Raw genomic sequence first — 14,422 nt, 5'->3', positions numbered from 1 at the left:
GAGGGATAGTAGGTTAACAGGGCAAAAAAGGAAATTAACCGCCAAAAGCAAAGGGAAAAGCTAGTTTTAGGGCGGCGGTAAGTAGTAGGTTAACTAAAGATACCGGTAGGAGAAATTTCCAGCCTAAATCGAGTAATTGGTCAATGCGAACCCGGGGTACGGTCCAACGCAAGAGAATAGCGATGAAGATGAGGAAATAGGCCTTTAATACTGTCATCGTAATCCCTAGGGAAGCGGTGATAATTTGTAGCCAGGGATTGGTTTCACTCACTCCCAACCAGCCGGCCAAAGCATTGACGGGGATAGGAAATTCCCAACCACCAAGATAGAGGACGGCGAAAACTAGGGCCGACAGCACGAGGTTAACGTAGGAACCCACATAAAAGAGAGCGAATTTCATCCCCGCGTATTCGGTTTGATAACCGGCGACTAATTCCTCCTCCGCTTCCGGTAAATCGAAAGGCAGACGTTCACACTCAGCTAAAGCGGCAATCCAGAAAATCAGAAAACCCACCGGTTGGCGCCAGATATTCCAGCCTAAAATGCCATAACCGGATTGTTGTTCGACGATATCAATGGTACTGAGACTATTAGACATCATCGCGATCGCTAATACCGATAAAGCCAAGGGAATTTCATAACTAATCGATTGCGCCGCCGCCCGCAGGCCTCCCAGCAAGGAATACTTATTATTCGAGGCATAACCCGCCATTAATAAACCAATGGGGGCAATACTGGACAAGGAAATCCATAAAAAGATCCCCACGTTTAGGTCAGTAATCAGCAGATTTTGACCGAAGGGGACGATGAGATAGGAGACAAACACTGGCATCACCACCAAAATTGGCCCGAAGAGGAATAACCAAGGGTCGGCCTTAGCGGGGACGACATCTTCTTTAAAGACTAATTTCAGACCGTCGGCGACCGGTTGTAAAACGCCCAAGGGTCCTGCGTATTCCGGCCCGATACGCTGTTGGACGGCGGCGGAAATTTTCCTTTCTAACCAGACGCAGACTAAAACCCCCACTGTGGCGGCTATAATCATCAGGAACATGGGTAAAGGCATCCAAATCGCTTTAGCCAGTCCTCCACTTAATCCCAAGTCTGTTAGGGATTTAATGAAACTTTCTTGTAAATCTATGCCTTGATTCATATTTGGCGATCGCTGTACTGTCGATAGTTCGGCATGGTTTGAAGATTTTTAAGCAAATCTTATAGCCTAGTATACAGTTAGTCGGTCTGAGGGTTATCAGTAAAGTGACAAAGGCTTCAACTCATTAGCAGCCAAGAGAGTCAAGCAATCTTGATTCCCCGTCCGAGAATAGGTATTAGTCAATAGTTAGACTCTGAATTTATCAATGTTCTCATCTGTTTCTTAGCGCCGACAACCTCAGCTAGTTATCAATTATTCACAGGAAAAAAATCTAGATAACTTATTTTTTAGGCAGTTAAAGCCGCTCTCTGGTCTTTTGTCCGATAAGTTTTACCGACTTTTAAAACCCGGTTATCGAGCGTTTCTCGCCACTCCCCGCTATTTAGTCTGATAAGCCGCCTGTAGATCCCGAATCGAAAACAAAGCTTGAAACTTTATTCCCTGAGATTGGTAAAATTCCGCCCCTCCTTGCTCTCTATCCACCAAAGCAATGATTAAATCTACTTGATAACCCGCATCGCGTAATCTTTCCACCGCTACCATGGCACTTTTACCCGTTGTCACCACGTCTTCGAGGACAACCACTGCGGCACCGGCATCTAAAGTCGGCCCCTCGATATAAGCCATGGTTCCGTGACCTTTTGCCTCTTTGCGGACGATTAAAGCTGGAATCGGGCGATTTTCGTAGGCAGATACCACGCTAACCGCGCTGACAATCGGATCCGCCCCTAGGGTTAATCCTGCCACCGCTTGGGTATCTGGAGGCAGTAGAGACAGCAATAAACGCCCCACGGCTAAAGCTCCCTCAGCAGTGAGAGTAACTTGTTTGCCGTTGATATAGTAGCTGCTTTTTTGTCCTGAAGACAGGGTGAAATCTCCCTCTCGATAGGCAAGACGGACAAGAGCATTGAGGAGAAATTGACGCAGGGAAGCAGTATCGAGATTCGCTACCGAGGAATTAGCCATATTTTCAGGATTGGGAGTCTGACTGACTCCAAAATTTCGGTTACAATTAAGCCAAAAGTCATTATATATTGCCTCGATCGCTAGTATTGATTTCTTTCTCATCCCATTGAAGCAATTTTTTAATTAACCTTGCCCCTGTGAGGAGGTTTTCACCCATGCGCGCTCAATTTTTACTCCCTTCCCTGTTTTGTTTAACCGGTTTAGTCTGGTTGAGTTCGCCTAATGCGATCGCCGAAACTCCACCCGCCACCAATCCCCCACCGGTAAAAATCCAACAATTGCAACTTGTCCCCTCTCCCGATACGGCGGTAGGATTTAATAATATCCCCGGTTTGTTTAACCGCGCTGTTAATAACAATACGGGTCGTTTCTACGACTACACCAGCATTTCAGGACAGTTCAACTCTCGGGAGGGTTGGCGTACTTTTATGCAAGGTTCCTATTTTGATAATATGATTACCCGGGATGCCAAATTGATCGAAACTTTATACTATGATGTCATGCAACAGCAACAGTCTGGGCCTTTAATTCGCACCCAAGATTTACCCAATCCCTTCGATACTTCCCTACAGGAAAATCCCAGTTATTTAAGTCCTGGCGGATTTTAATCCACCAATTCAGACTTGAATTGGCTAACAATGTAATCGGTCGAGAATCTTCTTTGAAGGTTCCCGAACTGCGGCAATATGCCTTTTTAAGTTCGCTCGAAGCTCCCTGAGAAGCTAAACTCTCACCCATTGGGCAATATCAAGGGTTTTGTCATAACGATAGCTCATGCCATCATTGGCAATAATCGTTTGACCTCGACTGGCTTTATTTTTGATCGTACTTAAGCTATAGTTGGTCAGTTTTTGCATTTCTTGATGGGTAAAATTGTCTTGATTGTTCATTTCAGAGACAATTTCTATCGTTTCATCAACGGTTTGGTCATTGTTAGAATGAGTTGCAATCGCTGCTGATGGATGATAGTCTTCCATCGTCATTAAGCGCCAAGTAGAATCCTCGGAAAGTTCCAAAACCTTTTGATGGTAGTTAAACAAACTTTCTCGATGTCCGACACTGATAAAGGTCTTGCCAGTTTGTTGTAACTGTTTATATAAATGATCTTCATTTTTTAAATCTAAAGCACTGGTGGCTTCATCTAAAATCACAAAATCTGGCTGATTAACGAATAGTCGCGCAAAGGCTAGACGTTGTTGTTCTCCTAAGGATAAAATATTTTCCCAATCCACTTCCTCATCAAAATTTTTGATGCGATTAAGAACATCTTGCAGGTTAACTTCTTGTAAGATTTCTTTTAATTGGGTTTCACTCATATCCGTTGTCGTTTGAGGATAAATTAGCTGTTCGCGCAAGTTTCCTAAAATGATATAAGGACGTTGGGGTAAAAATAATAAATCGTCGAGGGGAGGTCGCACCAAATGACCTGTACCTGTATTCCATAACCCAGAAATAGCGCGTAAAAGAGAACTTTTTCCTCGACCACTTGGCCCAACAATTAATAAACCTTCCCCTGGTTCAACGGACAGTGATAAATGTTCGACAATCACTTTAGCGGCATCGGGAGTTTGTAAGGTGACATCATCAAAAGCTAGATTGTTATCTTCAATGACTTTAATGGTATTAACTGGGTTGGTTTGTTCGCTTACACCCTCTAAAGCTTGGTAAAACTCTTCTAAACGTTCAATATAATTAATAAACTCACCGGAGCGTCCAAATTCATCCACTAACACGGATAAAGCTGTGGAAAAGAAATAGCAACAATAGCTGGCTTGGTTAACTTGTCCAAACTCAATTTCACCACTAATATATAATGGGGAAACAATTAAGAAGGGGAAGATTTGAACAATGGATTGATAGCCGCGGTTAAAAAATTCTTGGGTTCTTTCCCAATTAATTCTTTCAATCATGATTTTAATCACCTGATTGAACTTTCTTTGAATAATATTTAACTCTTTTTCTTCCCCTCTAAAAAATGCAATTGATTCAGCGTGAGTCCGAACATGAGTAATGGCGTATTTATAGGTTCCTTCGATTTCTAATTGTTGTTTATTGACTTTATTTAGTTGTTGAGTAATATAGGTGGCAAGAATATTTCCAATAATCGTATAAACCAGAAGCACAATAGAAATGGTTTTAGAAATTGACCAAAGGATGACAATAAAAACCAGCATCTCCATAACTTTTTCAACACAGGTTGTTAAAAAGTCCATCGTTGTTCTGGCAATGGGTTGAATTTCTTGGGATAAACGTTGATCTGGATTTTCAATATCCCCTTTAAAATTAATTTGATAATAAGCACGATTTTTAAAATATTTTTGCAAGATACTACTATTGATCCATTGATACCAATCCAGCGCAATTAGTTTTTTAAGAAACCTAGACAATCCTGTGAAAAACGTCATACTGCCTAGAGTAATCCCATAAATAATGACAAAATGAGTTAATTTTTCTGCATCCCTAGCTTCTGTGACGCTAATTAAGTCTCTAAAAACAAAACTATTAAACGCATTAAGACCTACTACTCCCACTAATAATAAAAACAATAAAACGAGCATTCCCCAGGAACGAATAATCTGCGAAAAAGCTCTATCCTGGTGTTCTTTAGGATACCAATAAACTTGAATAAATCTTAAAAATTCTTGAAGAGATTGATTGAAAGTTCGAGTCTCTTCCTTGAGATTCATGCTGTCTGAGGTTTTTTCTGCAACATTCATAGGATTCTCTTTACTCTAAAATGGGGTACATTAGAACTTTTAAGGTCTATCTATTGAGTTAGACACTAATTCAGCATACCATAAAAATCTGCATTATTATCACAAATTCTATTACTACTATTTTCTAGATTTTTTACATATCAGTAATCAATATTAACCTATTGTTTAGGCATTGGATCAGATTCATAATCGTTTGATAATTTTGGCAGGATTACCAGCAACAACAGTAAAAGGTTCTACATCTTGTGTCACCACCGAACCTGCTCCAATAATTGCTCCTTTCCCAATCGTAACTCCTTTAAGAATACCAACATTAAATCCAATCCAAACATGATCTTCTATCACCACGGGTGCAGATTGTATATCAATATCCTTAGCATCCTTAGTCAGATTATTCAAAATGACGACTTCCATAAATTCTTTCTGTCTTAAAACATAATTTAATGAATGAGCATCGGTATCATAAATATTGACATCATCGGAAATTATAACTTCGTTTCCAATCTTGATAGAATTGGCTGATCTAATTCGAGTTTTCTCACCAATATAACAATTTTTACCGATTTCTATTTTTCCACCATGAGTAAATAAAAACAATTCACCTAATATTATGGTATTTTCTCCGATAGTAATTAAACTTTTATCTCCCCTATAATTTTCACACTTTCCGATAAATTTGACTGAACTGTGAAACGTGGCATTTTCAGAAAGTCGTTTACGTTTTTCGATCCGTTCTTGTTCTTCTAAGAATTTTGAAATTAATAAATATAATTGATGTTTTAAGTTAAACATAAGATTGATTTCGTGGAATTTATGATCTGGATTTTTGAATTTAGGGGTGTGATAAAATCGACATTTATTGTGTTAAAAACCCACTTTTAGTAAAATATTCAAAATAAGTTTTTAACAATCTGTCATCAATTTTGGGAAAATTAAAGGCTGTACCCTTTAACCCCATTACCGTATTTTGAGCATCAAACTGGGGGGGATAACCTGCGGATAAATTTTCATCTGAAAAATTATCTAACACCGGAGATAAAGCATTATCTGTATTAATTTTACATTGTTCTGTTAAATGCGATAGCCATTTTTCCAAGGAAACACACTGCAACGGATAACCCATTTCCCGAACACAATCAAATAACTCACGATTTAAGGTTGGGTGAGAATTCAACAAATGAAATGCTTTCCCTAAAGAGGTTTCTTGACTGGCTAAATGTACAATTGCACCACTGACATAATCCACAGGAGTGAGGTCTTCTGTACTATCGCCAAAATCAGGAATCATTCCTAATTGAATACAGCCTTTAATCATACGACAAAACAAATCTTCTCTATTACAAATTCCGGTTTTACTATGTCCAATAATTCGAGACGCTCTAAAAATTGTCATCGGAAGTCCTCGTTTTCCAGCTTCCATGATTAATTTTTCGGCAACCCATTTACTTTGAGTATAACCGGCATTGAGTCCATGATTTATACCCAGGGGATCAGATTCTTGAATTAAGTTTCCTTGAGCATAACTGGGGGAAAAAACAGAAATCGTCGAGACAAAATGAACAGGTTTGGTTTTAATTAAGCAGGCTAATCTCAAGATTTCTGCTGTTCCTAAAACATTAGTGGGTTTCAATATTGAATAGGGATAAATAGCATTCACCCAAGCTCCATTATGATAAATCACATCAATTTGATTAGCTAATTCCAGAAAATCAGGTTCACACATTCCTAAACGTTTTTGGGATAAATCACCAATAACAGGAATAATACGAGAGCTTTTCTGTTCATCCCATAATTGAAAGGTTTTTAATTTCTGGTAAATTTTCGCTTGAGCTTGTTCTAAACTTTTGTCTCGAATTAAACAATGAATATTAGCTTCTGTTTTGTCCAACAATTCAGCTAATAAATGAATTCCGAGAAAACCCGTAGCTCCTGTGAGCAAAATATCAGCAGGTTTTTGAGGAAAGGGAGCCACAAGATTCGGCGGTTGAATGGAGGTATCTAAGGTAATTTCGACTTGCCAATCTGGGATTTGATCCCTCTCAATTTCATCAGATAAATTCAAGTCTAAATTAGAGGATAATCCTGCTACCGTCGGTTCTGAAAAAAGATAGTTTAAAGGAATATTAATAGCTAATTCTTCTCGCAGTCGAGACATCACTTGGGCAGCTTTTAAAGAATGACCACCTAAGTCAAAGAAATTATCAAAAATACTAATTTGCTTTAACCCTAAAACATCTTGCCAAATCTCAGCAACAATTTTTTCCGTAGCTGTTCGGGGTGTAATCATCGTTTTTTGCTCCCGAATTTTGGTGGGTGCGGGTAAAGCGTTACGATCAATTTTACCACTGCTCATTAAGGGCAATTCCTGAAGCTGTACAAAGAAAACTGGAATCATATAATCTGGTATTTTTTGTTTGAGAAAACTCCGCAATTTTGCAGGATCAATGGATGGATATTTTGGCACAAGATAAGCCACTAATTGTTTATTATTTGTTTGATCTTCTCTAACAATTACCGCCGTCGCTCGGACATCTGGGTATTCAGTTAATACGGCTTCAATTTCGCCAATTTCAATACGAAACCCTCGAATTTTAACTTGATTATCAATGCGTCCTAAAAACTCTATATTTCCATCGGGTAAATAACGAGCTAAATCTCCAGTTTTATAGAAACGTTGATATTTTGATGAATTAAAAGCATGAGTAATAAACTTTTCACGGGTTAAATCATCGCGATTGAGATAACCTTTGGCCAAACCTAAACCTCCAATTAACAGTTCTCCTGGTATTCCAATCGGGACTTGTTGCAAATAGCGATCACAAATATAAACCTGTGTATTTGTAATCGGTTTACCAATGGCAACAGAATGAATTTGAGCAATTTTATGACTCAAATTGGGATTAAAAACCGTGGTGGTTATCGTCGCTTCTGTCGGACCATAAGCATTCAACCAAGTGATATCTTCTCGTTGACTATTTGATAGTATTTTTTGCCATAATATTAATCGCTCTGCTAATACTTCTTCACTTCCTGTAATCACTAAGCGTAGGGTTTCAGGTAAAGTTATTAAGGTTTGAGATAAATCTAATACCCATTCATGCCAATAAGTAGCCGGAAGATTAATGACCGTTAAACACTTTTGCTGGATAAATTGAGTAAAATCAGCTAAAGAAGGGAACATTAATGCAGGACGCATAACTAAAGTTGCACCCGTTAAAAAAGTTGGATACATTTCTTCAGCAGCTACATCAAAGGTAAAAGAAGCAAATTGTAAAATTCGATCACGACTTGTTAAATCATAGGCTTTAATTATTCCTAAGCTATGGTTGACTAAACTTTGATGTTCAATCATAACCCCTTTAGGAGTGCCTGTTGAACCAGAGGTATAAATAATATAAGCTAAATTATTTGGCTCAATAGGGTTAAATAAATTGTTTTTGCTTTGACTAGCAATTGAGCTTTCTTCAGTATCCAGACAAATCACTTCTGCTTGATGATCACGGAATAAATTAACGAAGGTATTTTGAGTGATTAATACCGAGACTTGAGCATCATTTAAGATATAGTTTAAACGCTCGTGGGGATAATTGGTAGCTAGAACAAGATAAGTACCACCCACTTTAAGAATTGCCAATAAACTGATAATAATATAGACAGATTGTTCTAAACAAATTCCCACTAATGATTCAATTTTAACCCCCTTAGATTGGAGATAATGAGCTAATTGATTAGCACGATGATTTAAGTCTTGATAGGTAATTTTTTCCCTGTCCCATTCTATTGCGATCCCATTTGGAGTTTTTAAAACTTGATGTTCAAATAATTCATGAATACAAACCTTTGGATTTTCAGCAATATTAGTCTGATTCCATTGAGCTAATAACTTTTGTTCTGATAAAGGTAAAATAGGTAATAATTCAATCGATTGTTCAGGATTAACGGCAATTCCTTCTAATAAAGTTTTAAAGTGGGTAATCATGCGCTCAATTGTGTCTTGATTAAACAACGCGCAATTATAATCAAAAGATCCGACTAAACCCTCCGCCGTTTCTTGCATGGCTAAGGTTAAATCAAATTGAGCAATTAAAGCATTAATCCTAACGGGAGTTAATTTCAAATCCGCCATTGAAAAATGATTAATGTGCAGCATATCTTCCCAAGAAAACATCACTTGAAATAAAGGACTATAACTTATGTTTCGTTGAGGATTTACCGCTTCTACAACCTTCTCTAAGGGTAAATCTTGATGTTCATAAGCTTCTAAAACCACTTGTTTAACTTGATTTAATAAAGCTTGAAATGAGAGATTTTCTTTAAACTGAGTCCGAATGGGTAAGGTATTAATAAAGCAACCAATTAAGGGTTCAATTTCAGGAAACTGTCGATTGCCACTGGGAATCCCAATCACAATATCTTCTTGACGGCTATAGCGATATAATAAAACATTAAAAGCCGTTAACAGCGTCATATTCAAAGTAGCGGTTGACGTTTGGCTAATATTTTTCAGGTGTTGGCTTAATTCCGGACTTAGTTTAAATGTACAATTATTGCCTTTAAACGTTTGTATGGGAGGACGGGGATGATCAGTGGTAATTTCTAATAAGGGTGGAATTCCAGTTAATTGCTGTTGCCAATAATTAACTTCTTGGGTGAGTTTATCTCCTTTTAACTGTTGTCTTTGCCAAACGGCAAAATCACCATATTGAATAGGTAAATCGGGTAAAGGATTAGATTGTTTTTGTAAAAAGGCTTCATATAAACGAGAAAGTTCTTGAAGTAAAACTTTCATTGACCAGCCATCAAAAATAGAATGGTGTAAACTAAAAAATAAAAGATAAGAATCAGCTTTTAATTTAACCAAAAAAGTCCGCATTAAGGGAGCTTGGGTTAAGTCAAAGGCAGTATAAATTTCTTGTTCGGTTAATCGCTCTAATTCTTGGGTTTGTTCCGTAGAAGATAAGGACTGTAAATCCAGTAAAGGCAAGTTTAAATGAATTTTCGGGTTAATAATTTGTCGGGAAATTTCGTCAACTTCTTGAAAACAAGTTCGCAACAATTCATGACGTTGCATAATAGTTTCCAAAGCTTTTCTAAAGATATCAATATCTAAATTGCCTTCAATTTGAAAGCGAAACGGCATATTATAGGTATAGCCGTTAGCTTCTAATTGGTACAAAAACCAAAGTCGTTCTTGAGAAAAAGAAAGCGGTACAAGTTGAGATGGATCCCTAGGAGGTATCGTATTTGTTTTTACACCGATTCCTTTTTTTTGTAGTAATAGCTTCAGTAATTTTTGTTTGTCTTGAGAATTATCATTCATTTTGGACATGACTTAATAGGATTTAATTTAGTGATTTTAGGTTGGTTCCATGGATACAAATCAACCTAAAAATTGTTTAATTATTGATGCTAAATAGCGGTATAACCTCCATCTACCATTAAAATTGCTCCAGTTACATAAGAGGAAGCTTCGGATGCTAAAAACACGACAGGGCCAATTAACTCTTCTAAATTTCCGGTTCGTTTCATGGGAATTCTAGTATATAATTCGTCCATTTCATCCGAAGTTGAACGTAAACCTTCTGTTCCTTCCATCATATTATTCATATACCCCGGTGCAAAAGCATTGACTCGAATTTTGTGACTAGCTAATTCGACCGCTAGGGATTTTACTAATTGATTGACACCACCTTTTGCGGCGCTATATGCTCCTGAAGATTTGGGAACAGCAACGAAAGCACAGATAGAAGAATTCATAATAATTGAACCTGCTGTTCCTTGTTTGATCATTTGTTTGGTTGCTAGTTGAGCGCAATTAAAATAACCTTTTAAGTCAACATTAATAACCTGATCCCATTCAAATTCTTCTAATTCATCAGTGTTTTTGAGAATTTCAACTCCTGCATTACAGACCACAATATCGAGTTGACTATAATGAGCAACCGCCTGGTTAATTAAATTCTGACAAGCTTGACGTTGACGAACATCGGTCTCAATTGCGATGGCCTCGCCTCCTGCTTCTTGAATCAGTTGAACCGTTTGTTCAGCACCAACTTGATTAATATCACCAATTACCACTTTAGCTCCAGCTTGTGCTAACCCTTGCGCTAATACCCGACCAATTCCTCGGGCAGCACCCGTGATAATTGCAACTTTACCTGTTAAATCAAAGAGATGATTTGTCATTTTTTTCCTTCAGTTTAAATCAATGTCCATTATAGAAAGTTTAAGTCATTTAGGTTCAGCTTTGAGATAATAAAGCTTGAACTTCTTCTGGTGAAAGTTGGGAAATTTCTTGAACCGTTACGGCAATTTCATTTAGTAACCCTTCATTCCCAACTAATTCAATCATGACTTGAGTTAATTGGCTGATGGTTGAGTGATTAAAAAGTTGACGCACAGAAATTTCAATTTCTAAGGTTTGACGGATTTTACTAATCAGTTGAATCGCTTTTAAAGAATGCCCACCTAACAGAAAGAAATCGTCTTCAATCCCAACTCGTTCGACTTCTAAAATTTCTGCCCAAATTCCTGCTAAAACTTCTTCAATTGCAGTTCGAGGAGCGACATAATTTTGAGTTAACGATAAGGGGTTTTTATCGGGTATTGGTAAGACTTTTCGATCAACTTTACCATTAGGACTGAGTTGAAAAGATTCCATCACAACAAAAGCAGAGGGAATCATATAGTCGGGTAGCCAGTTTTCAAGAAAATGACGTAATTCAACTTGGTTTATGGTTTCACCTGGACGGGGAATAAAATAAGCGGCTAAATATTTTTCTCTGGCGGTTTCTCCCTGAACTGTAGCAACAGCTTGAGCAATTTGAGGATGTTGATTTAAAATAGTTTCTACTTCCCCTAATTCAATTCTGTAACCTCTAACTTTCACCACATCATCAATTCTTCCTACATACTCGATGTCTCCATTGGGTAAATAACGAGCTAAATCTCCAGTTTTATACAGCAATGAATTATCGCTAAAGGGATTAGGAATAAATTTTTCTTTGGTTAATTGGGGATTGTTGAAATAACCCCGCGCTAAACCGCCACCCGCAACATATAACTCCCCAGTCACTCCGATAGGTACGGGTTGAAGATGGGAATTTAAAATATAAACTTGCACATTAATCGCGGGTTTACCAATGGGAATATACTTCGGCCAAAGCTCAGGATTAGGGTCAAAGGTATAACTGGTAACGATATCCGCTTCTGTGGGGCCATAATAATTGTAAAGGGTACAATGTTCGAGTTTTTTGAATACAGAAATCATCGTTGGAGTAATTTGTAATTGCTCTCCAGCTGAAATAATTTCACGCAAGTTAGCAAATAAGTAGGTTTCCTCACTATAGGTTTCAATTAATTGCTGTAATAAAGTAACGGGCAAAATCGCTTTATGAATGGGGTTATTTGCCAACAATTGACTTAATTTAGCAAGGTCTAAGCGGGCATCTTCTGGAACAATAAATAAGGTTCCCCCTAAACACCAGGCTGCAAACATTTCGTGATAGCTAACATCGAAATTAAAGGGAGCAAATTGTAAGAAATTCCTTTCGGATGACATTTTTAGTTGATGATGCTCAATAATATTCGTTAAGGATTGATGCAGGATCATAATCCCTTTTGGCACACCCGTAGAGCCTGAACTATAAATAATATAGGCCAAATCCTTTAAACTCACGGGTTTGTCCAGATTAGTCTTGGGTTCTAAGGCAATTTCTGACCCTTGTTCATCCAATAAAATCCGTTGAGAAATGGTTTCACTGTTTAAAAGGAATTGACAATCTTTTTGGGTTAATAAGGTTTTGATTTGGGTGTCTTGTAGGATGTAAGAAAGTCTTTCTTGAGGATAGGTTGTATCTAGGGGAACACAAACGCCGCCTACTTTTAACACTGCTAAAACGGCAATTACCATATTAACAGACCGTTCTAAACAAATCCCGACTAAAGATTGAAAACTCACCCCAATTTTTTGTAAATAATGAGCCAATTGATTAGCAGATTCATTCAGTTCTTGGTAGGTTAATTGTTGCTCTTGAAAAACAACGGCAATGGCTGAAGTAGTTTTGATAGTTTGTTGCTCAAATAATTGATGAACGCAGTGTTTTAGAGGCTTTTGGGGTGCAGTTTGATTCCATTCAATTAATAATAATTGACGTTCAGCTTCCGTTAATAAAGGTAAGTCTTGAATCCGACGATGGGGATTAATGGCGATTCCTTCTAATAAGGTTTTAAAATGACCTAACATCCTTTCAATGGTGTCATTTTCAAATCGTTCTTGAGGATAAATAATTTTAATACTTAAGGCTTCTCCAGGGGTGACAATAACCGTTAAGGGATAATCAGCATTGCCATAATCTTGCATTTCACCGACTTGTAAACCGCCTAAATTCTGACTATCATTGTCGCTAAAGGGTAAATTTTCAAAGACAACAAAACTTTCAAAAACTGAATGAGGGGCTGGAATTTCACTCCATTTTTGAATATCAATTAGAGAACTATAACTATATTGCTCTCGTTCTAAATGCTCTTGTTGTAATTGTTGAAACCAAGTTAATAATTCAAGTTGAGACTCAATTTGGATGCGAACGGGTAAGGTATTTAAAAACATCCCTACCATCGATTCAATCCCAGTAAAATTGGGTGATCGTCCCGAAACGGTTGCCCCAAATACAATATCAGATTCACTACTATAATGATGTAATAATAAAGCCCAAGCTCCTTGAATTATGGTAGAAAGAGTAAGGCGATATTCTTGGGCGAGTAATTTCAGACGACTGGTAATTTCTGGAGAAAGTTTTGATTTTTGATGAAGATAATTTTTACTTTGAGTAACAAGAGGATTTAACGGTTTATCAACGACTAATGGAGTTGGAGAGGTAAAACCTTGAAGATTTTGTCGCCAAAATCGTTCTGCTTCAGTTTGATCTTGCTGTTGTACCCAATTAATATAGTCTTGGTAAGGGCGGGGTGTCGGTAAATTGACGGGTCGATAGTTGATGAGTCCAGCGTAAAACTCGAAAACTTCTTTCAACAGAATTGCTGTTGCCCAACCATCTAATAAAATATGATGTCCAGTATGGATAAATTCATATTTTTGATCTTCGACTTGAATTAAATGACATCGAATTAAGGGGACTTTATCTAATTCAAAATATTGCTTTTTATCAGAGCTTAACAATTCCTGAAATTTAGTTTCTTGTTCGGCGGGATAATGCGATCGCCAATCATAATTAAACCAAGGCAAGGTGACATTTTTTCTAACCACTTGCAGAGGCTGTTTGGTTTTTTTCCAAGCAAAACAAGTCCGTAAAATACTATGTCTATCTACTACTTTTTGCCAAGCTTGTTGGAACGCATTAATATCTAAATTGCCTTGCAAGGTGATTTGAATTTGTGATAAATACGTCTTTGATTCTGGATTATATAAAGAATGAAATAGCATCCCCTGCTGCATGGGAGAAAGGGGATAAATGGATTCAATATCTTTTTTACTAACCTTAGATTTTTGAGGTGTTACCATTGTTTTTCCCAATAGATTAAATAAAAATATGCGTGAGTTTCTTGAATCAAATTTTATTCAAAAAAC

Annotated in this window: 8 protein-coding genes; 1 reads left to right on the top strand and 7 read right to left on the bottom strand. The window is 37.5% G+C overall.

The features are described 5' to 3' along the window. Positions 1–34: 34 nt before the first annotated feature. Together nuoH and pyrE are read right to left on the bottom strand one after the other, a co-directional pair. Complete coding sequence (gene nuoH, locus N0824_RS04930) at positions 35–1,153, bottom strand: NADH-quinone oxidoreductase subunit NuoH (RefSeq protein ID WP_002734266.1); 1,119 nt, start codon at positions 1,151–1,153, stop codon at positions 35–37. 378 nt (positions 1,154–1,531) lie between these two features. Beyond that, positions 1,532–2,221 (bottom strand): orotate phosphoribosyltransferase, encoded by a 690-nt coding sequence (gene pyrE / locus N0824_RS04925; protein ID WP_108935941.1) that lies wholly within the window; start codon positions 2,219–2,221, stop codon positions 1,532–1,534. Positions 2,222–2,274: 53 nt separating this feature from the next. Here pyrE and N0824_RS04920 point away from each other — a divergent pair, with 53 nt between their 5' ends. Then, positions 2,275–2,727, top strand: coding sequence for a porin (locus N0824_RS04920; RefSeq protein ID WP_108935940.1), 453 nt, complete (start codon positions 2,275–2,277; stop codon positions 2,725–2,727). 114 nt (positions 2,728–2,841) lie between these two features. On the opposite strand, the gene N0824_RS04915 is transcribed toward N0824_RS04920, so the two are convergent. The 5 genes from N0824_RS04915 to N0824_RS04895 form a co-directional block, all read right to left on the bottom strand. Continuing rightward, positions 2,842–4,836 carry an ABC transporter ATP-binding protein/permease gene (locus tag N0824_RS04915; protein WP_108935939.1) on the bottom strand — a complete coding sequence of 665 codons (1,995 nt, stop codon included), beginning with the start codon at positions 4,834–4,836 and terminating at the stop codon, positions 2,842–2,844. 183 nt (positions 4,837–5,019) lie between these two features. Then, positions 5,020–5,628 carry a DapH/DapD/GlmU-related protein gene (locus tag N0824_RS04910; RefSeq protein ID WP_108935938.1) on the bottom strand — a complete coding sequence of 203 codons (609 nt, stop codon included), beginning with the start codon at positions 5,626–5,628 and terminating at the stop codon, positions 5,020–5,022. A gap of 64 nt (positions 5,629–5,692) precedes the next feature. Further along, a complete protein-coding gene (locus N0824_RS04905; RefSeq protein WP_108935937.1) occupies positions 5,693–10,165 on the bottom strand; it encodes a non-ribosomal peptide synthetase in 4,473 nt (1,490 codons plus the stop codon). Between the two features lie 80 nt (positions 10,166–10,245). After that, positions 10,246–11,022, bottom strand: coding sequence for an SDR family NAD(P)-dependent oxidoreductase (locus N0824_RS04900; RefSeq protein ID WP_108935936.1), 777 nt, complete (start codon positions 11,020–11,022; stop codon positions 10,246–10,248). Positions 11,023–11,077: 55 nt separating this feature from the next. Beyond that, positions 11,078–14,356 carry a non-ribosomal peptide synthetase gene (locus tag N0824_RS04895; RefSeq protein ID WP_108935935.1) on the bottom strand — a complete coding sequence of 1,093 codons (3,279 nt, stop codon included), beginning with the start codon at positions 14,354–14,356 and terminating at the stop codon, positions 11,078–11,080. Positions 14,357–14,422: the final 66 nt, after the last annotated feature.

The organism is Microcystis sp. 0824 (assembly GCF_003112475.1).
Taxonomy (GTDB): Bacteria; Cyanobacteriota; Cyanobacteriia; order Cyanobacteriales; family Microcystaceae; genus Microcystis; species Microcystis aeruginosa_C.
The sequence above is the reverse complement of the archived record's forward strand: the minus strand, read 5'-3'. Positions and strand labels throughout refer to the sequence as shown.